Origin of the sequence: Prosthecobacter sp. SYSU 5D2 (assembly GCF_039655865.1) — a bacterium.
Classification (GTDB): Bacteria; Verrucomicrobiota; Verrucomicrobiia; order Verrucomicrobiales; family Verrucomicrobiaceae; genus Prosthecobacter.
Window position 1 is genome coordinate 47,294 of sequence record NZ_JBBYXL010000008.1, and the last position, 23,750, is coordinate 71,043.

The following is a 23,750-nucleotide window of genomic DNA, read 5'->3' on the forward strand; positions in this document are numbered from 1 at the left end:
ATCTTTGAATGCGCATCCGTATTTTTATTAGACAACCAAAAAACCCTCAAGGGGAAGGCGTGGACCGGTACCAGTCTGCGCTTTCCCGCTTTGGTGTCCGTTTCACTCAAACAAATCCGGATACAGCTCATTGGCCATGGCGCTGCTCATGCCCAGGATTTCCTTCGGGCAGCCCAGGTGGCGGCAGGCATCAATGATGGAGCGGCACTCGGAGGCGTTCAGCTTGCGGATGGCGTGCTTCACGCGTGAGATCTGGCCGGTGGAGACGCTCAGCTCATCCAGGCCCAGGCCGATGAGCAAAGGCAGCACCTCCACATTGGCGGCCATTTCTCCGCAGATGCACACGCGGATGCCTGCCCGCCGGGCGGCCTCCACCGTCATGGCGATGAGGCGCAGCACGGCCGGATGCGTGGGGCTGTAAAGGTCCGCCACGCGCTCGTTCAGCCGGTCCACGGCCATCGTGTACTGGACCAGGTCATTGGTGCCCAGGCTGAAAAAATCCACCTCCGTGGCGATGAGGTCCGCCGTCAGCGCCGCGCTGGGAATCTCGATCATCGCGCCAATCTCCACCTGCTGCGGTGGCGGGTAGCCTTCGGCGCTCAGTTCATTGGCGCATTCCGCCAGCAGCTCTTTGGCAGCACGCACTTCACCCACATCGCAGATCATGGGGAACATGATGCCGATGGGGCCATGGGCCGCCGCCCGCAGCAGCGCGCGCAGCTGCCGCTTGAACATGTCCTTTTTCCCCAGGGAGACGCGGATGCCGCGCCAGCCCAGGAAGGGATTCGGCTCCTGCTCGGCGGCCAGTTGCTCATCCACCTTGTCCCCGCCGATGTCCAGGGTGCGGAAGGTCACCATGCCTGGGGAGATGACCTTCACCGCACGGGTGTAATTGTCCGCCAGCCAGTCTTCGGTTCCCTCCGGGTCTTCCAGGTAGAGGAACTCGGTGCGAAACAGGCCCACATTCGCCGCGCCGCTGTCGCGGATGTCGCCCATCTCCTCCACAAACTCCGCATTGGCGGAAACCAGCACGGCCAGGCCGTCCGTGGTCACGGAGGGCTGGTGGCGGGTCTCATGCAGCGCGTCCTCACGCTTTTCCGCCTGCTGCTCCCGCGAGCGATACTTCGTCAGCGTGGCCGGCGTGGGATTCAGGATCACCAGGCCCTCGTCGCCGTCCAGCAGCACCGGATCACCGGAATGCAGCTCCTCCGTGATGCCGTGCATGCGCACCACGGCCGGCAGGCCCAGGGAGCGGGCGATGATGGCCGCGTGGGAATTGCCGCTGCCGGTTTCAATGGCAAAGCCGAGCACCTTGCTGCGGTCCAGCTGCACCGTGTCCGAGGGCGTCAGGTCATGCGCCACGATGATGACCGGGTCCTCAAACATCGGGTGCTGCAAAAGCTCCCCGCGCAGGTGCCTCATCACCCGCTGGGTGATGTCCTTGATGTCCAGGAAGCGCTCGCGCAGGTAGGAATCCGCCAGTCCGCGCAGGGCGTTCATGTGCTTGCACATCAGCCGGTAATAGACGGCATCCACGCAGATGAGCCGCTCACGCACCGTCTTTTCCACCTGCTTGCGGATGGACATGTCCTCCAGGATCAGGAGGTGGGTGTCAAAGATGTCCGCCTCGGCGCTGCGCTGCTCCGTGGAGACCATTTCCTTGAGCTCCTCGATCTCGCGATGCGTGGCATCCATGGCCAGGTGCCAGCGCGCCAGCTCCGCCTCCACCTCATCGGCGGAGATCGGGTCGGCATCGGGCTCGTCGAAGTCCTCTTTCAGCACATGCACCACGGCATGCGCCACACCGGAGGAAACCGCGGTTCCCTGCCAAGTTTTCTCCTGTGTTAGAGTCTCCTGAATCATCGGCCTCCAGATTGGCGGGGAGTGGGGCATTTCGCAAATGAGAAACCGCCCTCGGCCAGATTCTTACCACGGAAGCGAGAAGGTTTTCACCGTGGACATGAATTTGATGGCCTCCACCACGCCCTCCTTGATGCCCAGGCCGCTGTCCTTCACGCCGCCAAACGGGGAAAGTTCCAGCCGGTAGCCGGGAATTTCATTGATGTTCACCGTGCCCGCCCGGATGCGTTTCACCGCCGTCAGCGCGGATTCCAGGCTGCGCGTCACCACGGAGGAGCTCAGCCCATAAGGCGTGGCATTGGCCAGCTCCAGCGCGTCCTCCAGGTCCTTCACGGGGAAAATGGGCGCGATGGGGCCGAAACATTCGTTTTGGGCGATGTAGGCCGTGCGCGGCACATTGGCCAGGATGGTCGGCTGGAGCTGCGCCCCTTTTCTCACCCCGCCGGCCAGGAGCTGCGCCCCGGTGGCGATGGCCTCCTGGACCGCCTTTTCCAGATTTTGCGCGGAGCGTTCGTCAATCACCGTGCCCACGCGGGTGGCCTCATCCGCAGGGTCACCGCAGACATACTCTGCCGCCTTTTCCACAAACCGGCGGGTAAATTCCTCCAGCACGGCCTCATGCACCAGCAGCCGCCGCGCGGAGGTGCAGCGCTGGCCGCTGTTGCGAAAACTGCCCTCACAGGCCAGCAGCGCCGCCAGCTCCAGGTCCGCATCCTCCAGCACCAGCATGGGGGAGTGCCCGCCCAGCTCCAGGCACAGTTTTTTATACCCGGCGGTGGCGGCGATGTCCTTCCCCACCGCCGCACTGCCGGTGAAGGTGACGAGGTCAATGCGCTCGTCGCGGATCATCGGGCGCGTGATGTCGTCCAGGCCGCCATGGATGACGCTGAGCATCCAGCCCGGCAGGCCGCTGGCATACAGCACCTCCGCCAGCCGCACGGCGGTGAGCGGCGTCTTTTCCGAAGGCTTCAAAATCATCGGCGCACCTGCCGCAATCGCCGGGGCCAGCTTATGCGCCACCTGGTTCAAAGGATGATTAAAAGGCGTGATGGCGGCGATGAGCCGCAGCGGCTCGCGCGTGGTAAAGATCTTCCGCGCCTTGCCCCCCGGCGCGATGTCGCAGGAAAAAATCTCCCCGTCATCGCGCAGCGCCTCCATAGCGGCAAAACGGAAAACATCGCAGGCACGGCCCACCTCATACCGCGTCTCCCGCAGGCACAGGCCGGACTCCGCCGTGATCAGCCGGGCAAATTCCTCCGCCCGCTCCTGCAGCGCCGCCGCCGTCTTTTGCAGGATCTGGCTGCGCTCATACCGCGTCAGCGCCGTGCCGCCTTTTAACGAAGTCTGGATGGCCTCCTCAAGCTGCACTGGCGTGATGCGGACCACGCTGCCCACGCATTCATGGTTCCAGGGATTGAAGACTTCCAGGCGGTCCTGGCTTTCAAAAGGCACACCGGCGATGTAACTGGGGAGATCAAGAGGCATAACAAAAAGCATTTCAAGGAGTAATGGAGACACGCAGCCACCGGCGGCTTTCCGTCAGGCGCAGCGCCTCGTCCAGCGCGGCCAGCGGCAGCGGCGGGCTGACCAGTTTTTCAAAAGGCAGCCGGTCCTGCATCGCCGCCAGAAAATCCAGCCCGATGCCCAGGTGGCGCGGGGCGTAATTGTGCACGCCGCGGATGGTCAGGCACTTGCGCAGCACCGCCTCGCCCGTCAGGTCCAGCGCCGTCTGCGGATGCACCATGCCCGCCCAGACATACGTGCCGCCCGGTCGCAGCAGCGCGATGCCGTCCGGAATCACCGCCGCCGTACCGGCCACCTCCAGCGCCAGGTCCACACCGCCGCCGGATTCCTCCAGGATGCGCTTTTTCATCTGCGCATCCGCAGGCATCGCGATGCCGCCAAACTCCGCCACCATGGACAGCCGCTCCGCCGACAGGTCCGTACAAAAAACCCGCTCCACACCGCGAAAACGCAGCCACGCACAGGCATACAGTCCGAGCAAACCACCGCCTTGCACCAAAGCAGTGGCACACGGTACAGGCAGCGACTCCAGCGCATTCACGATGGTCGCCAGCGCACAGTTCGCCGGAGCCACCAGCGCATCCTTCAGCCCGTCCGGCACAGGCAGCACAAAAGTACCGGGCCTAAGGACGATGTGGCTGGCATAACAGCCGTTCAATCCGGAGCCGTCGTTCAGCGCCGCGTGTCCATATTTAAAAAGCCGCAGGCATTTTTGCGGCAGCGCCCACTCCGTGCAGGCCGGGCACTCGCCGCAGCTGTCCGCCAGCGTCCACGTCACCCGCTGGCCTTCGGTAAAACCCGGCCTTTCACTGGCCACCACCCGGCCGATGGCCTCGTGCCCCAGCACACAGGGCGTGGGCGCACCACGCCGCCCGGAGACCGTGTGCAGGTCCGATCCGCAGACGGTTGCCAGGGAAATTTCCACCAGGATCTCACCCGGATGCAGGCGGTCCGGCAGCGGCACGGTGCGGGATTCAAAAGGGCGGCCAGGGCCTTGGAAAAGCTGGATGCGGGCGGAGTTCATCGGCGGATAAAAAGGGCCAGGGTGGCGCTGCACAGGGCGGCAATGGCCACAATGGGAAAGACCAGCGCGGTGTTTTCCACTCCCGGCACCTCGGCCCAGGGATTGTGCTGGACAAACCAGCCCACCAGCGGCTCGCCCAGGCCGGCCATCGTGTAGGCAAAGCAGTTCATGATGCCCACCGCCGTTCCGGCACGCGCGCGGCCTAACAAATCAGGTGCCAACGCCCAGAAGGCCGACTGCGGACCATAGGCAAAAAATCCGCAGAGAAACAGCATCGGCATGCCCAGGAAATGTCCGCGCGGCAGCAGATACATGGCACCCGCCGCCACCGCCGCCAGCAGCATGAAGGAGGTGATCACGCCCGATCTCCGCGACTGGCAGAAACGGTCCGAGATCCACCCGCTGGCCACCGCGCCCAGCGCCATGCCCAGCGGCAGCGCCACGCTGATCCACTTGCCCGCCGGATCGCTTTTAAAATCCTCGCCCAAAAAATGCACCGGCACCCAGATCAGCAGGCCGTAACGCACCGTGTTTTGAAATCCGATGGCCAGCCCGGCCAGCAGCAGACGCCCGTTCGTCAGCGCGATGACATACCGCTGCCAGGACGTCTCCTCCTCCGGCGAATCCACCGTGCGCGGCGTGCCCGCATCATCTTCAAAGTCCGCAAAACCGGCCCGCGATGGCCGGTCACGCGCGAATATCCAGACAAACAGGCCGCCCAGCAGCATCAGCACCACCGGCAGGCGGAAGATCCAGCGCCAGTCCAGTTTCAGCACATCCAGAATAACCAACGATGTAACAAACGAAAGCACTGAGGACAGGCCCGCCGCCAGCACAAAAAAACCGAAAGCCTTCCCCCGCTCATGCGCGCCGAACCAGTTGGCCACCAGGCGGCTGCCCGGTGCCCAGCCCATGCTCTGCGCCAGCCCGTTCATGCCCCAGGCCGCCGCCAGGCTCTTAAAACCCACGCCAAAGCTGGTCAGCCAGTTCAGCAAAAACGACGCTCCTGCCCCCAGCGCCATCATGCGCCGGCCACCGAACCGGTCGCCCAGATTCCCATTGATCGCCTGGCCCAGCGCATAGCTCCACAGCATGGCCGCGCTGATCCAGCCCAGCGTCTCCTTGTCCAGCCCCAGCTCCTTTTGAATGCCGGGAATGGCAAAGCCAAAGGTCTGCCTGCCTGTATAGTAGAAAAGATAGCAAAACATCACAGCGCCCAGCACCCGCCATTGCGCGCGCTTGAATCCGGGATCGCTGTGAGGAATGCCGCTCATGCGCCGTGGGTGCCGTTGCAGGTGATTTCAAAGATGTCAAAGTTCCGCACATCCGCCCTTCCACGCGCAGCATAGGCCGCATTCAGCGGCTCGCTGAACAGCAGCGGCACCATCTCCTCATACCGGCCCCCGTGGCTGCGCAGCGGCCCGGCGATGGATTTCAGATCATGGTATTCCGTGGAGCGGCCCAGCACCACATCCTTGCCACTGGCCACCACCAGGTCGCCCATGCGGTCTTCCGGCAGCTCCATCAGACGCGCCCCCGTGGCCCGCACATGGCACTCGCTGATGCCCTTCTGGCCTAACAACCAGTGTTGAATCGCCGCCACATCCGCACCCTCCGGCACATGCACCTGGGCAAAGGAACCCAGCGCTCCATGATGCACCACATACGGGTCCGTGATGGGCAGGATGACGCGGAAACCGGGACCAAAGGCCGCCTCCAGCTCCGTCTCCAGATAGATCACATTCGGCACACCCTCCGCCGTCTGCTTGTCATTCATGCCATGGTCCGCCGTCACACCCACGATCGCGCCCAGCTCCAGCAGCTTGCCGATCTCCGCATCAATCGCGGCATAAAAATCCACCACCTCCTCCTCATGCGGCGCATGTTTGTGCTGCATGTAATCCGTCGTGGACAGGTAGAGAAAATCCGCCCGCCCGGCCGCCAGCAGCGCCGCGCCCGCCCGCAGCACATACACACTGGCCTCGCCGCTGTAGATCTCCGGCTGCGGGCCACACAGCGCCTCCACATCCTCGATGCCATGCGTCTCCAGCACCGCCGACCGCGCCTTCTCCGTGGAAAAGGCGATGCCGCCTTCCGAGATCAGGCCGGAGGCAAAAATGTCCCGCAGCTTTTCCTTCGCTGTCACCACCGCCACCTTGCGTCCGGCCCGCTGCGCATGCGGAAACAGCGTCTCCACACGCAGATACTGCGCGGAGTTCATCATCACCTCCTGGCCCGTCGTCGTGTCATAAAAAAAGTTCCCGCCGATGCCATGCACACTCGGCGGCACACCGGTCACGATGCTGGAATTGTTCACGTTGGTAAACGTCGGCATCGCCGCACGCGCAAACCCGCGCCAGCCGTTCACACTGAGGCGGGCCAGGTTCGGCATCCGGCCACGGGCCAGCGCCACATCCAGATATTCATCCGCAGATCCGTCCAGGCAGATGACGGCGATGGGGCGCGCAGGCGGATGGTAGGTGCGGCCGTTGACGGAAAAGGTAGCTGCGTTTGGCATAAAAGAATCGTTGGTTAGGCTGGAGTGAGGTCTGAAAGGTCGAGCTGATAGGCAAACACACGTTCGCCGTCCTTGTTCACCAGCTCCGCGCTCAGCCGGGCCGGAGTGACGGTGGAGTCAATGTCCATCACCAGGAACACATGCGGCTCCACCGCGCTGCGCACCAGGTCCGGATGATAAACATTCAGCGAAGGAATGGTACTGTTATGAATGGGCGACGCGATGAACTGCACCAGGTCATAACCCACCGCCTTCTGGGTCGGATACTTCAGCACACGGCTGGCATGGATGTCACCGCCCACATAGATCACACCGGGAATCTTGTGGTCGCCGATGAACTTTTCCAGCGCCTTGCGCTCATGCGCGTAGCTGCCCCAGTCATCCAGCTCCTTGTTCTCCTTGTCATCCCAGATCATGCCGCAGGCCAGCAGCTTGAAGGGTGCGGTGGAGGCCAGCAGCTTTTCCTGCAGCCATTCCCACTGCACACGGCCTAACAAAGAGGGTTTCACGGGTGATGCATAGGAGGCCTCCGTCATGGCAAACCAGCGCGCATCCAGCATGAAGACCTCCACCGGCCCATAACGGAAGCTGGTGTAAATGCCCTCCTTGCCATCGCCATAGGCCGCCTGCGGGCGGTAGCGCGTAAAGACCAGGCGGCTGTTTTCCTTCCCCACCGCCAGGCCGGAGCTGTCATTGCCGGCAAAGTCATGGTCATCCCACGTCCACCAGCAGGGCCGGTTGCGCAGCAGCTCCTGATACTCCGGCACCGCCGCAAATTCCTGATGCCGCCGCGTCTGCACCTCCAGCTCCGTGCTGTCAATGTAAGGCGTGTCGCCGATGAGCATCACCGCATCCACCTGCTCCGCCGCCATGCGCTTCCACACCGCCCGGCTGCCCGCATCCTCCTTCGCACAGGAGCTGATCGCCAGGCGCACCTTGCCAGCGCTGGCCGCCTTCGGTGCCGTGGCAAAAACCTGCTCCGCATCTCCTGCGATGACCATTTCCCCATTCAGCACCCGGTAGCGATACCGGCTGCCCGCCTCCAGCCCTTCCACCCGCCAGTGCAGGCAGAGATCCTGCGCCGCTTCCGCCTGGGCCGCGATGCGTTTCGCTGCGCCCCCATTCTCCGGCGTCACCTCCAGCACATACTCCCCCGCCGCCTGCGCCCGCATCCACAGGAAGCTCATCGTCTCCTCCGTGTGCCCCACGATTGGCCCCAGCCGCCCCACCTCCTTTGTCTCCGCCCCCCTCACCGGCAAAGCCGCCCCCGCGCCCAGCGCAAAAGCATTGGAAACAAACTCACGGCGGCTCAGCGGTGACTGCGGCGGACAGTTGGAAGGCATCATTCGACGTACAACTAAAGCACCACAAAGTTTCTTTCAAGAAACAAAACCGCCACATAGAAAAAAACAGTCTTCAGTCTTCAGTCTTCAGTCTTCAGTTTCCAGTTTCCAGTTTCCAGCGCTCCCTTGCCCCAAGCTCCCTGCTCCCTGCTCCCTTGCCCCAAGCTCCCTGCTCCCTGCTCCCTGCTCCCTGCTCCCTGCTCCCTGCTCCCTGCTCCCTGCTCCCTGCTCCCTGCTCCCTGCTCCCTGCTCCCTGCCCCACGCCCCTCCGTCATTCGTCATTCGCCATTCTCTCCACGCCCCCTGCCCCCTGCTTAAAATCCTGTTAATCCTGTATCAAAAGCCCGCCCACAACTCCACAGGCACTTAGCAAGTGCCACTCCATGTCCCCGTCAATACCGCCGCCCCAAAAACACACACAGCACCCGCGCATCCTTCGCCGTTTCATTAAACAGCCTGTGCTTCGTCTCCGCATCAAAGTACAGGCTGTCTCCGGCCTGGAGCTCATAGGTCTCCTCGTCAAACTCAAAGGTCACCTTGCCTTCCAGCACCATCAAAAACTCCTCTCCCTCGTGCGGCAATGCCTCCATGCGCCCGCCGCGTGCCGGGATGCGCAGCTCAAAAGGGTCCATGGCCCGGTCCGCGCGCCGGTGCGCCAGGGATTCATAGTCAATGTTCGACTGCGTGCGGTCGCGCTCGATCATCTTGCGCTCATCCTTTCTCACCACGCTCAGTCTGGGCCTGGCGTCCAGCCCGTCCAGCAGCACAGACAGCTTCACGCCCAGCGCCTCGCTCAGCTTGGCCAGCGTCGGCAGCGTCGGCGTCACGCGGAAGTTTTCCACCTTGGACAGGATGCCCTTTCCCACGCCGGAAGCCGCCGCGACCTCATCCAGGGTCATGCCTTTGTCCAGGCGGGTTTGACGGAGGCGTTGGGCGAGTTCGACAAGGTTCATGATTGAGGGGGCTTCTGGCCGCCGATCATCACATCCACCTGCTGCCCCACATAGAGCTGCTTTCCTTCAGGGACCGGCAGCTCATAAATGACCTGAAGCACCCGCGTGTCAACGCGCTCCGTGCTCGCCCCGGTCAGCGACTGCTTGGGAATCACAAACGGCTCAATGCGCACAAACTTCAGCGGAAACGGCGTCAGGGAATCCCCCTTCACATAGGCCACCGCATCCTCGTCCTTGCGCACCTGCATCGCATTCTGCTCATCCACATCCGCCCGCACCTGCAGCTTGTCCAGATCCCCCAGGATCATCGCCGGCAGCCGGTTTTGAATGGACGCATACTCCCCCTCGCGGATGTTCACTTGTAAAATCGTGCCCGGCCTCGGCGCCCGGATCGTCAGCCGCTCGATGAGCATCTGAATCTGCTTCACATCCGCCTGCGCCGCCGCCAGTTGTGCCTCGGCGGAGCCCACCTGTGCCAGCGCCACCGTCAGGTCATTCGTGCGGTTGCGCAGATCATCCTGGCTGATCGCCCGCTGGTCGGTGATGGATTTCAGCCGGTCCAGATTGTCCTGCACCTTCAATTTTTGCGCCAGGGTCACATCCAGCATCGCCTGGTTCACCGCCACCGCCGCCTGCGCCTGGATGAGCTGTGCCTGCAGCTCCCGGTCATCCAGTTGCAGCAGCGCATCTCCCACTTCCACCTGCTGGCTCACCCTCACCATCACCTTCGTCACCAGCCCGGCGATGGGCGTGCCGATGGCCACATTCTCCTCCCGCGCCTCAATGATGCCCGTTGCCGCCAGCCGCGTGCCCACCGGCTTTTCCGGCGGCTTCACCGGCGGCGGCGGAATCACATTCTCCTGCGCCCGGATCTGCTGCAGCACCTGCGTCATGCTAAAGACGCCAAAAAGCGCCACCGCAATGGTGCCGTAACGAATGACGAGGGGAAAGATGTTCATGGAGGGGAAGCGAGACTGCCTCAAGATACGCCTCATCCTGCGCCAGGATCAAAAATCGGCAAGCTGGCAGGTGGACCTTGTTATTCTTCAAGAATCACAGGGCTTACGCATGAAATGAGATCACAGCTTTAAGTGGTGTCTTAAGTTACAGGATTGACATGATTAACAGGATGAACAGGATTTTTTTCAGATCCTGTAAATCATGTTCATCTTGTTAATCCTGTAGAATTGGGTGCCCTGTTTTTCATGCGTAAGCCCTCCCCAAAATGGCCTTTCCCCTCACTTCCCTGAAAGATCCTGCCATCCGGGTGCGCCTTTCTCTGCTCACCATGACGCGTTCTTTAATAGCCTCCTGTCTTCTTTTACCCTCCCTCCTGGCCGCTGCGGATTCGGCGGATGTCATCATTTATGGCGGCAGCTCCGGCGGCATCACCGCCGCCATCCAGACGGCGCGCATGGGGAAGAAGGCCATCCTCATTGAGCCCACCCAGTTCCTCGGCGGCCTCACCACCGGCGGCCTGGGCGCGACGGACATCGGCAACAAAAAGGCCATCGGCGGCATGTCGCGCGAATTTTACGCCAACATCTTCAAATACTATACGGACGCCGGGAAGTGGAAGCAGGAGACGCGCGAGGCCTACTTCGCCCGCAAGCCGCATGGCAACACGGGCAGCGAGGACACCATGTGGACCTTTGAGCCGCATGTCGCCTCCGCCATTTATGACACCATGCTGAAGGAGGCCGGGCCAAACATCACCGTCGTCAAAGGCGAGCGTCTGGACCTGAAAAAAGGCGTCGTCAAAGACGGCCCGCAGATCACCAAAATCATCATGGAAAGCGGCCGCGAATTCACCGGCCCCATGTTCATTGATGCCACCTATGAGGGCGACCTCATGGCCAAGGCCGGCGTCAAATACCACGTCGGGCGCGAGGCCAACAGCGTCTATGGCGAAACGCTCAACGGTGTGCAGGTGGGTCACAGCCACAGCCACCAGTTCAGCAAAAATGTGGATCCTTATGTGATTCCTGGCGACCCCTCCAGCGGCCTGCTGCCCGGCATCGAAAAAGACCCCGGCGTGGAGTTCAGCGGCGACCGCAAGGTGCAGGCCTACAACTTCCGCATGTGCACCACCGATGACGCCGCCAACAAGCGCGACTGGGAAAAGCCCGCCAACTATGATGAGCGCTGGTTTGAGCTGGCCCTCCGCAACATCGAAGCCGGTGACCACCGCATCTCCTGGGCCCCCGCCTGGATGCCTAACCGCAAGACGGACACGAACAACAACCACGCCATCAGCACCGACTTCATCGGCCAGAACTGGGACTACCCGGAGGCCGATTACGAAACCCGCGCCAAGATCTGGAAAGCCCATGAAGACTGGCAGAAAGGCCTCATGTGGACCTACGCCCACCACCCGCGCGTGCCCAAGCATATCCAGGCCGAATACCAAAAGCTGGGCCTGGCCAAGGATGAATTCACCGACAACGACAACTTCCCGCGCCAGATGTACGTCCGCGAAGCCCGCCGCATGATTGGTGATTACGTCATGACCGAAAAGAACTGCAAGCGCATCGAGGTCATCGAAGACAGCGTCGGCATGGGCGCTTACAACATGGATTCCCACAACATCCAGCGTTACGTCACCAAAGAAGGTTATGTCCGCAATGAAGGCGATGTGCAGGTGCGCAGCCGCCCGTATCCCATCAGCTACCGCAGCATCCGGCCCAAGGCGGAGGAGTGCACCAACCTCCTCGTCCCCCTTTGCCTCAGCGCCAGCCACATTTCCTATGGCAGCATCCGCATGGAGCCCGTCTTCATGGTCATGGGCCAGAGTGCCGCCACCGCCGCCATTCACGCCATCGAGCAGGGCACCACCGTCCAGGGCATTGACTATGAAAAGCTGAAGGCCCGCCTCCTGCAGGACGGCCAGATGCTGGACTTCGAAACCCCGCCCATCCCGGAAGTGGCCTCCTATGCCAAAGAAAGCCTCCCCGGCATCGTCCTGGATGATACCGACGCCGACCTCACCGGCTTTGATTCCCAAGGCCACACCACGCCAGGCTTCGTCCGGCCCTTCTATCGTCATGACGGCGGCCAGAACAAAGGCCCCCAGCGCGCCCGCTACACGCCGGACCTGCCCAAGGCCGGCCGCTACCAGGTCCTCGTGTCCTACTGCGCCAACAACAACCGTTCCGACGCCGTGCCCGTGAAAATCCTCCACGCCGATGGCGAAACCGTCGTCAAAGTAAACCAGAAAAAAGGCCCCGACAGCGCCCACAACTTCCACAACGTCGGCACCTTCACCTTCCCCGCCGGCAAATCCACCTGGGTGGAAATCAGCAACGAAGGCACCAAAGGCTTCGTCATCGTGGACGCCGTCCAGTGGCTGCCTGTAAAGTAGTCATCACTTTCCAATTGATGCGAAGCCCCAGCGGGAGCCAGAAAAAACAAAACTCAATCTCTCCCAATAGCTTCACCTCACCGGTTTCCAAAAAGAGTGTCCGCAATGCCGCTGAGCTTGTCAGGTTCCCTCAGCCCGTAGGGCTGTCCATCAATAGCCGGAGGTCAGGTGAGTCTCGACGAGCCAGACCTCCGGTAGCAGGGCACGCTGTTTCCAAAGTGCGTCCTACTCCGCAGGAGTAGCCCCATCGGCCACGCCTCGCCCATTCAGGCCACGACATGATGGGGCAACCCTGACGGGTTGATCTTCGCCTTGGATGCCTCTTGATCCCTACCGGAGGTCTGGCTCGTCAAGGCTCGCCTGACCTCCGGCTACTCATGGGGCAGCCCTGCGGGCTCACGGTTCTTTCCCGCCCGGTCGTGCTTCCCAGCCACAAAAAACACGCTACCCTCCCTGCGCATGCTCCGACCCTGGCTCGAACTCGCCCGCATCTCCAATCTCCCCACCGTCTGGACCAACGTCACCGCCGCGTGGCTGCTGGCAGGCGGCAGCTGGAACGGTGATCTTGCGCCGCGCCTCCAGCTTGCCTGGCTGCTGCTCGCCGGATCGCTGCTCTACACCGGCGGCATGATCCTCAATGACGCCGCCGATGTCCGGCATGACCGCGAGCATAAAAAAGACCGCCCCATCCCCAGCGGCAAAATCAGCCCCCTGGCCGCGTGGGTTGTCGGCCTCGGCATGATGGCAGGTGGCGCGTGGATCGGGGTGTTCGAGGCCGGGGCCAGCGTGCCCATCGTCGCCGCCCTCCTCGCCGCCATCCTCTTTTACGATCTCTATCACAAGCCCTGGCCCGGCGCCGTCTGGGTCATGGGAGCCTGCCGCGTGCTGCTTTTTTCCATGGCCGCCTCTTCCCTACCCACCGCAGGTAGCGGGGTTCCTTGGTGGCTGGATGACCTGGCCCTCCCTTTCGCCCTCACCCTCGGGGCCTACATCGTCGGCCTCACCATGGTGGCCCGCATGGAGGCCAAAGGTGCCGTCGTGACGCCGCTGCGCGCCTTCTTCGCCAAAGCCCTCCTTTACGCCCCTGCCGTGGTCGGCCTGGTTTTCTGGCTCAGCCGGGCCAACTGGCGGCTCATTCCTCTCCTGGGAGATCTCACGCCGCTGGCCCCCCTGCCCTTCCTCCTCGTCTTCATCGCCATGGTTCTTTATGCCACCCGCCTCATGCGCCAGGGCGGCCCGGCCATTGGCCGCGCAGTGGGCATCCTGCTGGCGGGCATCGCCATCGTGGATGCCCTGGCCGTCATCCAGGTTTCCCTGCCCCTCGCCTGCGGCTTTGTCTTAATGGCCCCGCTTTTGCGCCTCTGGCAGCGCTGGATCGCCGCCACCTGAGGCTGCATTTCAACCATTTATCGCTGCATGAAAACAGGCCGACCCCCGTTCTAGTCTTTCCCTTTCGCCTCCCCTGGCGTAAGCTTTGGAGAGAAAAACCGCCCCCTCAATGCTGGAGAAGAAAATCAGGCTCGAATACGCTCATCGCATCCTTTTTACCCGCGATGTGTTTGCCCCTGCCAACACGACGGTCCGCGACCTGCTCCTGCTGGACCACCCCAACAAAGTGCCCCGCGTGCTCGTCTTCGTGGATGACCATGTGGCCACCGCCAATCCCCAGCTCCTGGACAGCCTGCGCACCTATGCCCGCGCCCATGCCGAGGTGCTGGACCTGGCCGGTGAGCCCGTCATCCTGCCAGGGGGCGAGCCCTGCAAAAACGACTTCTCCCTCGTCCAGCACTGCTGGCAGGCCATCAATGATGCCGGGCTGGACCGCCACAGCTACGTCTTTGTCATCGGCGGCGGTGCCACCCTGGACCTCGTCTGTTTTGCCGCCGCCACCGCGCATCGCGGCATCCGCCACGTGCGCTTTCCCACCACCACCCTCAGCCAGGGCGATGGCGGTGTGGGCGTGAAAAACGGCGTCAATTACTTCGAGAAAAAGAACTGGGTCGGCAGCTTCTCCGTCCCCTTCGCCGTGGTGAATGACTTCGCCTTTCTCGAGTCCCTCCCCGAGCGCGAACGCCGCAACGGCATCATCGAGGCCATTAAAGTCTCCCTCATTCGCGACCGCGCCTTCTTTGAGGAAATGGAGCGCATGGCCGGCCCCCTCGCCCGCCTGGAGCAGCCCGCGCTGGAGCGCATCGTCCAGCGCAGCGCCGAGCTGCATGTGGAGCACATCGCCAGCGGTGGCGACCCTTTTGAACTCGGCAGCGCCCGTCCTCTGGACTTCGGCCACTGGGCCGCGCATAAGCTGGAGCAGATCACCCACTTTGCCGTCAGCCATGGCGAAGCCGTCGCCATCGGCATGGCCGTGGACCTCGTCTATTCCGTCAAAAAAGGCATCCTCGATGCCCCCACCGCCCGCCGCGTCATCCGCCTCATCCAGCAGATCGGCTTCGAGACCTTCCACCCTGATCTCCTCGCCGAAGGCAAATCCGGCGAGCCCACCATCCTCGAAGGCCTCGAAGAATTCCGCGAGCACCTCGGCGGCGAACTCACCGTCACCCTCGTCCCCAAAATCGGCCAAAAACTCGAAGTCCACGAAATGGACCGCCACCTCATCCTCGAGGCCATGGAAGAGCTCAGGGAGAAGTGTGCGGTGGACAGCCTGGCGGGTGTGGGGTGATTTGCCAAATTCTCCCATGGATCGCGGCTACTCCATTGACTTTCGGGCGTTTTCATCTCTTTGGAACAATAGAAAATCGTACGACCCTGCGGATACATCTGCCCTTGAATTATTAGTTGAAGCTTTTGGTCATAGACTTGGAATCACTGAACTTGATCAAGCTTCTCTATCAAAGATCCACGATGCTATCCAGGCATCTACAAGCCAATACTCGCTCTACCACATTGCCATGAATGTTTGGCGGTAGATGTCGGCGAACCACGCACGATCCAAAGCATGGACATCTTCGGAAACACAGATCCCAAGTTGATGCCGGGCCACTTTTTTTGGAGCGCCATTCACCTAAAGCACGATTCCGCCATCCCGGCTGACATCAGCAAACAAAACTTTTCGGTCTGTCCCAGACATTGGTATCTCGATGCAGACTTCAAGTGTGCCACATGTCATCAGGAATTTACCTGGACTGCAGGAGAGCAGAAAGCCTGGTTCGAAGAATATCATTTCTGGATAGACGCTTTTCCCGTTCACTGCAGAAAGTGCCGGGCAGTCACGCGTCATCTTCAGAGGTTGCGGAAGGAGTATGATTCTACAGTGGCTGCCGCGAAAACTGGAGGTCGGCTCGATCAGAAACGCCGTATGGTGGACATTCTGAGAGAATTGAAAATCAACCTTGGATCCCTTCCTGAAGGCATGAATGAAACAATGGAGCTTTTGCAGCGGCAAATCGCCAACATATCAGAACTCAATAGTGAAGGCACCAGCAGTTAGCCTTGGCCGAATCAGATCAAGCCCGCATCACCTGCACCAGGTAGCGAGGGATCACTTCATCCCGTGTCACCAGGATCATGTTTTCAGACAGGGCCTGGGCGATGAGAAGGCGGTCAAAGGGATCGGCATGGACGGGGGCCAGCGTCAGAGATGCCTCGGCATGGGCGCAGGTGACGCTCAGCGGTTGAATGCCGTCCGCCTCCAAAACCTGCAGCATGCCTGGCGGCATTTTGAGCTTTCCTTTGGCCACCTTCAGCCCCAGTTCCCAGAGGGAAGCGGCGCTGACAAAGACCTGGTTGGAGGAGCTGGCGATGGCTGTCCGGGCGGAATCCGAAAGCAGTTCCGGCCCGTTCAGCCACCACACCACGGCACAGGAATCCAGCAGCAGTCTCATGCGCGTGCCGGAGCCTCCGCAACGAGTGCAGGTTCAGGGATGTGATGGTAGAGCTCCCCGGAAACCGATTCGTCCAACAGGTCCCCGGCATCTGACCAGCAATCCTCCGCCTCCCAGATCTGCCCCCGGAACTGGCCTCCCACACGGTCACCTTTGGGCACGACATAAGGCACCAGACGGACCAGCGGCTTGCCTGCTTTTCCCAAAATGATTTCTTCACCGTTCACCACGTCTTCCACGAGACGGGAAAGGTGTGTCTTGGCAGCCTGGATGTTGATGATTTTCATGGCGATAATCCTCCAGACCAAGTCTGGTCTGGTCTGCCCGTATTTCAACTGTTTTTTACAGCTGATTTCAAAGGAAGCGCCCAGATCACCGCCGGTTCTTCAGGAACAGCTCCAGGTCCTGCAGGAACTTGCCCATCACAAGAGCTTCGACTGCAGATTGGAACTTTGGGGGATCTGGGGAGCTTCGAGGCAGCTTTCCGCACTGGGGACAGTGCGGGCCACTTTCGCTTCACAAAACGGTCTCGCCAGTTTGACAGAGGACGTGGAATGGATACATGAATTAGCTTAGTCACTATCGGCATTGCCTTCAATCTTTTGACAGAACGCTCAGGATCTAGATGTCCTTTTCACCGGCCTCATGATCACTACCTACAACCGGCTTCAAATCATCAAAGCCGTCCTCTGCCTCCTCGCAGCAGTCGTGTGTTATGTCTTGGCAGACGTATTTTTCCATTTTGGTCTGACCTTTGTTTTTCACACTTTTAGGTGGTCTTACACTGCCGTTCCCTGGCTCTGTGGAGCAGCCCTGATCGGCATCACCTGGAGTGGATGGCGGCAGTGGCAGGCAGGGCTTGGATTTAAAAACTATGCGGAGTCTCCTTTCTTCCACGATCTGAATTTTGAATCGGGAGGATCTCTCATGCTCAATCATTATGCAAAGCAAGTCACCGGCCCGGCCTATGTCCTAAGCCAGATCTTTCTGGGCGGTCCGCTGATGACCCTCCGCGCGATCAAACACCTGCGCGAGCGGCTGCCAAACCCGCCGGGAATTGAGCTGCGTTTGCAGGAAGCATTGCTCACCCTTCAAAGAGCCAACAAGTGGCAGTCCATCGAAGAGCATCCCGCCTTGAAACAAGAGATCCTGATGCTGGCACAGATGCGCAAGATTGATTCCAGCAGCCACAAAGGTCCCCTCCGCATCAAAGCATCTTCTCCCCATGGAATTTAATTTCGATTTTCGCCGCCTTCTCCTGCTGACCGCACTGCTGGGCGGCTTTGCCCTGTTCGGCGGCTTCACCAAGGCGCAACCTTCTCCCAACTCATTCCACAACTCTGTCAGCGTCCAAAAAGCATGGTATTACTGTGTTTTGCTTTATGTCGCCGGAGCTTCATTAGCCTCCCTCACCGACCATTGGGCAGGGACGATGGAACCCGTCAACTACCGCATTCTATACATCATCCTCGGTGCACTGCTCATGCTTGCCGGAGGGCTGTGGCTGCGGTCCCTGAAAGAGACAGTTGAGAAGCAGGAAGAGATAGTATTTATGAATCTCACACCAGCATTTCATCCCCCAGAGATTTAACTCCACTACGAACCAAACGATGATGATCCAGAGGATACGAAAGCGCCAAAAGGAGTGCTCACTTTGGATCTTCCTAACATATATCGTGTGTGGCACCGCGCTGACCACCCTGCCTGGATTTCTGTATTTCTACTTTTGGGAAGACGCTGGCATCATTGTGTCGAGCCTTATCGGCTTCCTCATCGGGAGTTTTGCCCTTTCGGCTCTGGATATCCTTAACACCGCTGTTATGGCTGTCCGCCGCAGGTTAGGCCATTCTGGCAAGCAGGCCCCAAGTCCAAAGCAAAAATGAAGACTTCCCTCCAGCTCCTGATCCTATCGATCTCGCTTCACCTCATTGCAGAAGCCGCAGCCGATGACATCCGCCAAGAACCGGCTGTCGTCGCCAGCCCTAAGGTAAATGTGTCACTGCTGGTGAAGATTCCCGACCTCTCTCCACACCTGAGCGGTGAGGAAGTTTCCGAACATTTCAATCGCTGGGTGGAACTCGTGAACAAGATAACTCCGGGATTGAAGTCCGAATTTCAGTCCACTCTCTCAGGCGCACGCTCTGCACTTGGCGCTAAGCTCCCGCAGGTGACCTCGCTCACTTTGTATTCTTTGTTCCCCGTCGCTGCCTCAGACATCCAGCGAAATGAAAATCCTGAAGCCGAAGAGTTTCAGAGACTGCCCAGGTTTCATGAATTTCCCGTCCTTGGCCAGTTGAAAATAGACGATACGGCCCAAGCCAACCAGTGGGTCGATTTCTTCCGGGACCAGATCATTCCTGGCGATTTCTCGGCCTGCGATTTTAAGCCTCGCCATGGCTTCCGTCTGTCCACCGCCAATGGTGATATAGACATTTTAATGTGTTACGATTGCAACGACCTCGCCCTTATTGGGTCCATGCTTGAGAACAAGCACAAGCCCGTTTTATCACCTGCCACGAGGGATCAGATCAATCAGTTATTCGACAAACTCAATATCCGCAGGGATGTTCCTGCGAAGGTAAATAAATGAGTCCAACCCAGCTTCGAAACCTTCCGCCCATGGAGTAGCTGCAAGAGAAGATGCTGGTAATGGCTTAGATTGTAAGGTTCAATATAAGGGCTAGGCCAAATTCCAGGCCTTGATGATCATTGAAGCCCGATGCCCCCTCCTCCTGATCACGGATCTCAGCCAGATATCCAGCCGTCAGCGGCTGTCCTCAGTCACTTGATTGAAGCCCGGCAATGGGAGCGTCTGCTGACGATGGCAAAAGAGCGGATTGCCCAAAACGTTCAGGATGGGCCAGGACACCGGAGCGCAGCCATCGCCTTGATCCAGCTCCGGTTAGGCAAGGAGGCAAAAAAGCACGTTGACCTGCTGCTTCAATTGGATCCTGAAAATAGTTACCATTATGTTCTCGCTGCTCAGGTTGCCATTCAGCTGTCCGCTTTTCACCAGGCACGAAGATTGTTAGACCGGGGACTGGCCTTGGAACCGGAATCTCCGGTGCTTCATCGCCTGATGGCAACCGTTATGGCAGTCGAAGGCAGGGTGAAACAGGCCAGCTCTCATATCGCTATGGCGAAGAAACTGGACGCCGGGTCAGTGGAGACCTGGCGCACCTCTGAATTTGTCTTTCGCGCCAATTCAGCCATTCATGGGCATTGGAAAGAGCGTATAAAAGCATTGGAAAACGCGCTGCTCCATGATCCGGAAGACCCCGTGGTGTTATGGCAGGTAGGAACGCTTTTGCAGGAGCTCGAAAGAAACACCGCCGCTGAAGTCTGGCTCTCCCGGTCACTGGCAATGGATCCCACCTGCTCCATGGTTATCAACGACTGGAAGGAAGCCTGTGAGAGAAAGTCATTTCTCTACCGCTGCCTCTCATTTCCATGGCGTTCGCTCCACTCGTTCCGGGCCAGTTTTAATGCCACCGCACAATCCAAACCTTGGGTATTGCCGTTCCACTTGCTGGCAGTCAAGTTGTGGACCGTGGTTTTCATGTGGTGGCTTGGCACATTGATTTTCCTTGCTCCGGCAGGTTGGCTCAGCCGGTATTTCCTCCTCACCCACCCTGCTTTCGACAACCGTTTTCTGCCACGTCAATGGCTGCAAAGCCATTCCAAACTGGCACGCTGGATGTGGATGGCTTTGGCAGCAGTCATGGGCATCATCCTGGCCATGCTGGTGACTTCAGTTGAGTTCATTAGTTTTTTGATGGTGGCATCCGTTGCGATGTTAGCCTTGCAGGCAGCAGCCACAGGAGGTTTTATTCTTGTTCGCCGCACCATGTCACCTCCCCCGCCTGCCCATTGGCTGAGTCACTGAGCTCCAGTTTGTGAAAGGTATTTCTGATGGTTCCCTTGGCCTAAAATGAAGACTTCCCTCCAGCTCCTGATCCTATCGATCTCGCTTCACCTCATTGCAGGAGCCGCAGCCGATGATATCCGCCATGAACCGGCTGTCGTCGCCAGTCCTGCGGATGATTACATCGCCATCTGCGGATGGGAATTTGATACCGACGGGGGCGGTTATTCCACCTGCTCCGTGGATCTCAATGGAGATGGGTTGAAAGATCATCTGTTCGCAAATGCAAGCACTTCGGGCACAGGAGGTCAGGCGGCCACCGTGTATCTCGGCAGGAAAGATGGCCAGTTCACACGAATCGGAACTTTGGGCCACGGTGCGATTGCCACGGAAGCCCTGTCCACCGGTGCCACTTTGCTGCATTGCTCATGGAATGGCGGAGGAGGCAACTCAGCCATAACCACCTATTTGATCTCCAACCAAGGGCTGATGCAGATAGATAATATTCAAGGCAAATGGAATGACGAGGCATACCAAAAGAAATTCGCCCACGTCTTCGCTTCTCCGCTGAAGGCCGAGTACAGATTTGTCGCCACGCAAACGGCTTTCAAGTCAGGAGAAAAGTAAATCCTCACCGTCTGCCCAGCAGTCCGGTGCCTCCCAGATCTGCCCACGAAACTGCCCTCCAACACGGCCTGGATCCTGCATGATCAACGGTTTTCCTACTTCCGCCAACATCCTGTTTTCACCATTCAAGGCCCCATCAGTGAGACTGGAAAGTTGATTGTTGGCTGGCTGGAAAGAGATCATTTTCATGGCGTTGGCTTCACGAAGCCAGCTTAACCTGATAGTTTCGTTTTTCAACCGCTTCCATGCAGAGCAGAGCCAGGTGAGACCAAGAAATCGTTTGATGAAAACCAGTCTCCATCTTTTACCAGCCATCTTTTTGCCATTCCCCAAAATGGATTGAATGGTAAAACAGCGGCCTCACCACCCCATAACAACAAGCACCGAAACCGCCCTCACCGCCGGTTCTTCATGAACCGCTCCAGGTCCTCCAGGAATTTGCCCACGCTGTCGCGGGGGCTGATGTCCTGGGCGCGTTTCAGCAGCGGGATGGCATCGGCATACTTGCCCATGCCGGCGTAAAGCTGGGCCAGGCGCACCTTGGCATCGGCTTCAAAAGCCTCAATGCCAGCAGCCGTTTCGTAATAGAAGGCGGCCTTTTCGTGGTTGCTTTCCTTTTGATAATGACCGCCCAGCAGCAGCAGCGTCTCGCCATCCAGAGGGTCCAGTTCGGCCACCTGGGTCAGGATGGTCACCGCTTCGCTTTCCTTGCCCTCGGCCATGTTGATTTTCGCTTCCAGCTTCATCACCCGGCGGCGGTCTTCCGCCCCCAGTTGGGCCTTGCCAGACTGCACCTTTTGCAGCAGGTCCCGGGAGGATTTGAAGCCCTCTTTGGCCAGCAGGATCTCAGCGGCACGCAGCGGGCCGGCCACGTCATTGCCGCCGTCCTTTTCATAAGCGCGGAGGTAGGCTCCGGCGGCCACATCCAGCATGTTTTCATTCACATAAATGTCCCCCAGGGTGGCGAGCTGCGCGGGCTGCAGCTTGCCCATGCGGTCCAGCACTTCAAAGTTGGCCGCAGCGGCCAGCATGTCCTTTTTGCCCAGGTAGGCATTGGCCTGGAGCGACCACAGGCTGTCATCATCCGGGGTCTTTTTCAGCATGTTGTCCAGCATGGAGATCACATCCGGAAACCGCTCCTGCATGTAGAGCGCACGCATCAGGCCCATCTCCCAGTCCTTCACCTCCGGGCTCAACACGGAGGCCAGGCGGAAGGCTTCCTCGGCAGAAGTGTAGTTTTCCAGCGTCAGGTAGGAGATGCCCAGCAGGCCGTAGTTCGTGCCGTCCACCGCACCCAGGCGGATGGCCTCGGTGAAATGGCGCACGGCCTCCTGATGCGCTCCGGCCTGGGCATACAGGATGGCCAGGTTCGCATGCGCCTGGCGGTAGTCGGGAAACTTGGCCAGGGCCTTGATGAACTCCGCCGCCGCCTGCTGCTTGCGGTCCTGCTGGAAGTGCAGGTTGCCAATCAGGAAGTCAAACCGCGCGCTGCTGTTGGGCAGTCCACGGAGCTGCTCCAGGTACTTCATGGCCGTGTCCGGATCATCCTTGATGAGCGGCAGGATCTGCTCGTAGTCGTTGGCTTCAGAGTCGCTCATCGGCGGCTCCACCTCGCTGGAATAACCAAAACTGCCGAGCAGTTTTTTCTGGAACACAGGATTGTCCCACAGGCTGGGCGCAGCGCTCAGGGAGCTGAGCGTGGCGAAGAGAGCGAGGGTGAGAGCGGACGTTTTCATGGCTTTAAAAAAGAAAGGCTACTTGCCAAATTTGAAGGGCTGCTTGGTCTTGGTGGGCACGCGTTTGCCGCCGCGCTGGCCGGGCTCAAACCGCCACTGCTTGATGGCGGTGATGACGGGCTCGTTCATCAAAGGGCTGAAGGAACTGGTGACGCGCGGATTCTGCACCCGGCCCTGCACATCCACGGTGAACTCCACCTCCACCCGCCCGCTGGCGGTGCGCAGGTTGGCGGGAATTTTCGGCTGCACCTGATAGACCGCGCGCGGCTTTGTGCCCGCTTCCCCCATGCTGAAATTCGCCATCGCGTTTTGCATCGCCGCACCGCCGAAGTTCATGGGAATGGCCGCGCCCGTGCCGCCCACCATGCCGATGTCCAGCGAGGTGGAGCCCAGGTCCGGCGGCGGCGTCATGTCCGGTGGCGGCTCCTCCTGCGTATCCGGCGGCGGCGGCGGCTCATCCAGCATGGAATCCGGCGGCGGCGGGGCCTCCACAGCAGCCACCGTGCGCACCAGCAAGTCCTTCGCCCCACCGCCCGTGACGATCTGCAAATACGGAATCACGCCCAGCACAAAGATGGTTAGGCCAGCCCCATAGCCCACCATGAACAGGAGCTGCACCAGCACCCATTTGCCGGTGCCTTTGCGCTTGTCCGTTTTGGACGCTGGATGGGCGGGTGTGGACATGCAAAAATTACTTCTGGGTGGCCACGGAAACCTTGGCGGCACCGCCCAGCTTGGCCTCATCAATAACCCGCACGAACAGCCCGGAAGGCGCCTTCTCATCCACCTGGATGATCACCGGTGTGGCCTCGTCCTTTTCCACAAAGCGCCGCACCGTCGGCTGCACACCCGTCATGCCGATCTCCTTGCCGCCATAGACGATCTGCCCTTCGGAGGTCACGGCGATCATGACGCTCTGTTTTTCCAAATCGCTGGCGGAGGCCGCCTGCGGCTTGTCCACCTCGATGCCCGTTTCTTCCACAAAGGTGGTCGTCACGATGAAGAAGATCAGCAGGATGAAGATACAGTCAATGAGGGGCGAGATATCAATCGCGGCCTCATCTTCCGGCTCCTGGTTTTGTCCAAATTTTGCCATTTCA

Annotated in this window: 24 protein-coding genes; 10 read left to right on the forward strand and 14 right to left on the reverse strand. The window is 60.0% G+C overall.

The features are described from left to right. Positions 1-102: 102 nt before the first annotated feature. The 8 genes from ptsP to WJU23_RS14740 form a co-directional block, all read right to left on the reverse strand. Positions 103-1,863, reverse strand: a complete 1,761-nt coding sequence (gene ptsP, locus WJU23_RS14705; protein ID WP_346333356.1) for a phosphoenolpyruvate--protein phosphotransferase — start codon at positions 1,861-1,863, stop codon at positions 103-105. 63 nt (positions 1,864-1,926) lie between these two features. Beyond that, entirely contained in the window at positions 1,927-3,345 is a 1,419-nt protein-coding gene (locus WJU23_RS14710) for an aldehyde dehydrogenase family protein (protein WP_346333357.1), read from the reverse strand. Between the two features lie 13 nt (positions 3,346-3,358). Beyond that, complete coding sequence (locus tag WJU23_RS14715; RefSeq protein ID WP_346333358.1) at positions 3,359-4,408, reverse strand: zinc-binding dehydrogenase; 1,050 nt, start codon at positions 4,406-4,408, stop codon at positions 3,359-3,361. Further along, positions 4,405-5,682, reverse strand: coding sequence for an MFS transporter (locus WJU23_RS14720; RefSeq protein WP_346333359.1), 1,278 nt, complete (start codon positions 5,680-5,682; stop codon positions 4,405-4,407). Before WJU23_RS14720 ends, WJU23_RS14715 begins: the two co-directional genes overlap by 4 nt. Continuing rightward, positions 5,679-6,926, reverse strand: coding sequence for a phosphonoacetate hydrolase (gene phnA, locus WJU23_RS14725; RefSeq protein WP_346333360.1), 1,248 nt, complete (start codon positions 6,924-6,926; stop codon positions 5,679-5,681). Before phnA ends, WJU23_RS14720 begins: the two co-directional genes overlap by 4 nt. A 14-nt stretch (positions 6,927-6,940) precedes the next feature. Further along, positions 6,941-8,272, reverse strand: coding sequence for an alkaline phosphatase D family protein (locus tag WJU23_RS14730; protein WP_346333361.1), 1,332 nt, complete (start codon positions 8,270-8,272; stop codon positions 6,941-6,943). Positions 8,273-8,661: 389 nt separating this feature from the next. Continuing rightward, on the reverse strand, positions 8,662-9,222 hold the full coding sequence (locus WJU23_RS14735) for a cupin domain-containing protein (protein WP_346333362.1): 561 nt from the start codon (positions 9,220-9,222) through the stop codon (positions 8,662-8,664). Further along, positions 9,219-10,181 carry a biotin/lipoyl-binding protein gene (locus WJU23_RS14740; protein ID WP_346333363.1) on the reverse strand — a complete coding sequence of 321 codons (963 nt, stop codon included), beginning with the start codon at positions 10,179-10,181 and terminating at the stop codon, positions 9,219-9,221. The genes WJU23_RS14735 and WJU23_RS14740 overlap by 4 nt, the downstream gene beginning before the upstream one ends. Positions 10,182-10,510: 329 nt before the next feature. Between WJU23_RS14740 and WJU23_RS14745 the strand changes: the two genes are divergently transcribed. The 5 genes from WJU23_RS14745 (at position 10,511) to WJU23_RS14765 (ending at position 16,028) form a co-directional block, all read left to right on the forward strand. Then, the gene (locus WJU23_RS14745) at positions 10,511-12,583 is read left to right on the forward strand and encodes an FAD-dependent oxidoreductase (protein WP_346333364.1); all 2,073 of its coding nucleotides are present in this window, start codon (positions 10,511-10,513) and stop codon (positions 12,581-12,583) included. A gap of 459 nt (positions 12,584-13,042) precedes the next feature. Then, entirely contained in the window at positions 13,043-13,972 is a 930-nt protein-coding gene (locus WJU23_RS14750) for a UbiA family prenyltransferase (RefSeq protein ID WP_346333365.1), read from the forward strand. An 85-nt stretch (positions 13,973-14,057) separates the two neighbouring features. Further along, positions 14,058-15,260 (forward strand): 3-dehydroquinate synthase, encoded by a 1,203-nt coding sequence (locus tag WJU23_RS14755; RefSeq protein WP_346333366.1) that lies wholly within the window; start codon positions 14,058-14,060, stop codon positions 15,258-15,260. A gap of 16 nt (positions 15,261-15,276) precedes the next feature. Beyond that, positions 15,277-15,507, forward strand: coding sequence for a hypothetical protein (locus WJU23_RS14760; RefSeq protein ID WP_346333367.1), 231 nt, complete (start codon positions 15,277-15,279; stop codon positions 15,505-15,507). Between the two features lie 29 nt (positions 15,508-15,536). After that, positions 15,537-16,028: a zinc-ribbon domain containing protein gene (locus WJU23_RS14765; RefSeq protein WP_346333368.1), complete on the forward strand. Its 492-nt coding sequence runs from the start codon at positions 15,537-15,539 to the stop codon at positions 16,026-16,028. Positions 16,029-16,044: 16 nt separating this feature from the next. On the opposite strand, the gene WJU23_RS14770 is transcribed toward WJU23_RS14765, so the two are convergent. Together WJU23_RS14770 and WJU23_RS14775 are read right to left on the reverse strand one after the other, a co-directional pair. Then, a complete protein-coding gene (locus WJU23_RS14770; RefSeq protein WP_346333369.1) occupies positions 16,045-16,422 on the reverse strand; it encodes a type II toxin-antitoxin system VapC family toxin in 378 nt (125 codons plus the stop codon). Next, entirely contained in the window at positions 16,419-16,709 is a 291-nt protein-coding gene (locus tag WJU23_RS14775) for a type II toxin-antitoxin system prevent-host-death family antitoxin (RefSeq protein WP_346333370.1), read from the reverse strand. Before WJU23_RS14775 ends, WJU23_RS14770 begins: the two co-directional genes overlap by 4 nt. 358 nt (positions 16,710-17,067) lie before the next feature. On the opposite strand from WJU23_RS14775, the gene WJU23_RS14780 reads away from it, so the two are divergent. The 5 genes from WJU23_RS14780 to WJU23_RS14800 all read left to right on the forward strand — a co-directional run bounded on the left by WJU23_RS14780 (position 17,068) and on the right by WJU23_RS14800 (position 20,914). Next, positions 17,068-17,658, forward strand: a complete 591-nt coding sequence (locus tag WJU23_RS14780) for a hypothetical protein (RefSeq protein ID WP_346333371.1) — start codon at positions 17,068-17,070, stop codon at positions 17,656-17,658. After that, a complete protein-coding gene (locus WJU23_RS14785; protein ID WP_346333372.1) occupies positions 17,648-18,013 on the forward strand; it encodes a hypothetical protein in 366 nt (121 codons plus the stop codon). Before WJU23_RS14780 ends, WJU23_RS14785 begins: the two co-directional genes overlap by 11 nt. A 288-nt stretch (positions 18,014-18,301) precedes the next feature. After that, positions 18,302-19,012: a hypothetical protein gene (locus WJU23_RS14790; protein ID WP_346333373.1), complete on the forward strand. Its 711-nt coding sequence runs from the start codon at positions 18,302-18,304 to the stop codon at positions 19,010-19,012. A 129-nt stretch (positions 19,013-19,141) separates the two neighbouring features. Beyond that, positions 19,142-20,308, forward strand: a complete 1,167-nt coding sequence (locus tag WJU23_RS14795; RefSeq protein WP_346333374.1) for a hypothetical protein — start codon at positions 19,142-19,144, stop codon at positions 20,306-20,308. A 45-nt stretch (positions 20,309-20,353) separates the two neighbouring features. After that, complete coding sequence (locus WJU23_RS14800; protein WP_346333375.1) at positions 20,354-20,914, forward strand: hypothetical protein; 561 nt, start codon at positions 20,354-20,356, stop codon at positions 20,912-20,914. Here WJU23_RS14800 and WJU23_RS14805 read toward each other — a convergent pair. The 4 genes from WJU23_RS14805 to WJU23_RS14820 all read right to left on the reverse strand — a co-directional run bounded on the left by WJU23_RS14805 (position 20,900) and on the right by WJU23_RS14820 (position 23,746). Next, positions 20,900-21,103: a hypothetical protein gene (locus WJU23_RS14805; RefSeq protein WP_346333376.1), complete on the reverse strand. Its 204-nt coding sequence runs from the start codon at positions 21,101-21,103 to the stop codon at positions 20,900-20,902. The genes WJU23_RS14800 and WJU23_RS14805 overlap by 15 nt on opposite strands. 206 nt (positions 21,104-21,309) lie before the next feature. Continuing rightward, positions 21,310-22,650 carry a tetratricopeptide repeat protein gene (locus WJU23_RS14810; protein ID WP_346333377.1) on the reverse strand — a complete coding sequence of 447 codons (1,341 nt, stop codon included), beginning with the start codon at positions 22,648-22,650 and terminating at the stop codon, positions 21,310-21,312. An 18-nt stretch (positions 22,651-22,668) separates the two neighbouring features. Then, positions 22,669-23,334: an energy transducer TonB gene (locus WJU23_RS14815; RefSeq protein WP_346333378.1), complete on the reverse strand. Its 666-nt coding sequence runs from the start codon at positions 23,332-23,334 to the stop codon at positions 22,669-22,671. 7 nt (positions 23,335-23,341) lie between these two features. Next, positions 23,342-23,746: a biopolymer transporter ExbD gene (locus WJU23_RS14820; RefSeq protein WP_346333379.1), complete on the reverse strand. Its 405-nt coding sequence runs from the start codon at positions 23,744-23,746 to the stop codon at positions 23,342-23,344. Positions 23,747-23,750: the final 4 nt, after the last annotated feature.

Bases quoted from the DNA above. Each gene is read 5' to 3' on its own strand.
- WJU23_RS14745 (WP_346333364.1), top strand. From the start codon at position 10,511: ATGACGCGTTCTTTAATAGCCTCCTGTCTTCTTTTACCCTCCCTCCTG.
- WJU23_RS14790 (WP_346333373.1), top strand. From the start codon at position 18,302: ATGAAGACTTCCCTCCAGCTCCTGATCCTATCGATCTCGCTTCACCTC.
- WJU23_RS14785 (WP_346333372.1), top strand. From the start codon at position 17,648: ATGGAATTTAATTTCGATTTTCGCCGCCTTCTCCTGCTGACCGCACTG.
- WJU23_RS14815 (WP_346333378.1), bottom strand. From the start codon at position 23,334: ATGTCCACACCCGCCCATCCAGCGTCCAAAACGGACAAGCGCAAAGGC.
- WJU23_RS14715 (WP_346333358.1), bottom strand. From the start codon at position 4,408: ATGAACTCCGCCCGCATCCAGCTTTTCCAAGGCCCTGGCCGCCCTTTT.
- WJU23_RS14750 (WP_346333365.1), top strand. From the start codon at position 13,043: ATGCTCCGACCCTGGCTCGAACTCGCCCGCATCTCCAATCTCCCCACC.
- WJU23_RS14820 (WP_346333379.1), bottom strand. From the start codon at position 23,746: ATGGCAAAATTTGGACAAAACCAGGAGCCGGAAGATGAGGCCGCGATT.
- WJU23_RS14770 (WP_346333369.1), bottom strand. From the start codon at position 16,422: ATGAGACTGCTGCTGGATTCCTGTGCCGTGGTGTGGTGGCTGAACGGG.
- WJU23_RS14760 (WP_346333367.1), top strand. From the start codon at position 15,277: ATGGATCGCGGCTACTCCATTGACTTTCGGGCGTTTTCATCTCTTTGG.
- ptsP (WP_346333356.1), bottom strand. From the start codon at position 1,863: ATGATTCAGGAGACTCTAACACAGGAGAAAACTTGGCAGGGAACCGCG.
- WJU23_RS14720 (WP_346333359.1), bottom strand. From the start codon at position 5,682: ATGAGCGGCATTCCTCACAGCGATCCCGGATTCAAGCGCGCGCAATGG.
- WJU23_RS14730 (WP_346333361.1), bottom strand. From the start codon at position 8,272: ATGATGCCTTCCAACTGTCCGCCGCAGTCACCGCTGAGCCGCCGTGAG.
- WJU23_RS14795 (WP_346333374.1), top strand. From the start codon at position 19,142: ATGCCCCCTCCTCCTGATCACGGATCTCAGCCAGATATCCAGCCGTCA.
- WJU23_RS14740 (WP_346333363.1), bottom strand. From the start codon at position 10,181: ATGAACATCTTTCCCCTCGTCATTCGTTACGGCACCATTGCGGTGGCG.
- WJU23_RS14780 (WP_346333371.1), top strand. From the start codon at position 17,068: ATGATCACTACCTACAACCGGCTTCAAATCATCAAAGCCGTCCTCTGC.
- WJU23_RS14805 (WP_346333376.1), bottom strand. From the start codon at position 21,103: ATGAAAATGATCTCTTTCCAGCCAGCCAACAATCAACTTTCCAGTCTC.
- WJU23_RS14735 (WP_346333362.1), bottom strand. From the start codon at position 9,222: ATGAACCTTGTCGAACTCGCCCAACGCCTCCGTCAAACCCGCCTGGAC.
- WJU23_RS14810 (WP_346333377.1), bottom strand. From the start codon at position 22,650: ATGAAAACGTCCGCTCTCACCCTCGCTCTCTTCGCCACGCTCAGCTCC.
- WJU23_RS14775 (WP_346333370.1), bottom strand. From the start codon at position 16,709: ATGAAAATCATCAACATCCAGGCTGCCAAGACACACCTTTCCCGTCTC.
- phnA (WP_346333360.1), bottom strand. From the start codon at position 6,926: ATGCCAAACGCAGCTACCTTTTCCGTCAACGGCCGCACCTACCATCCG.
- WJU23_RS14765 (WP_346333368.1), top strand. From the start codon at position 15,537: ATGGACATCTTCGGAAACACAGATCCCAAGTTGATGCCGGGCCACTTT.
- WJU23_RS14800 (WP_346333375.1), top strand. From the start codon at position 20,354: ATGAAGACTTCCCTCCAGCTCCTGATCCTATCGATCTCGCTTCACCTC.
- WJU23_RS14710 (WP_346333357.1), bottom strand. From the start codon at position 3,345: ATGCCTCTTGATCTCCCCAGTTACATCGCCGGTGTGCCTTTTGAAAGC.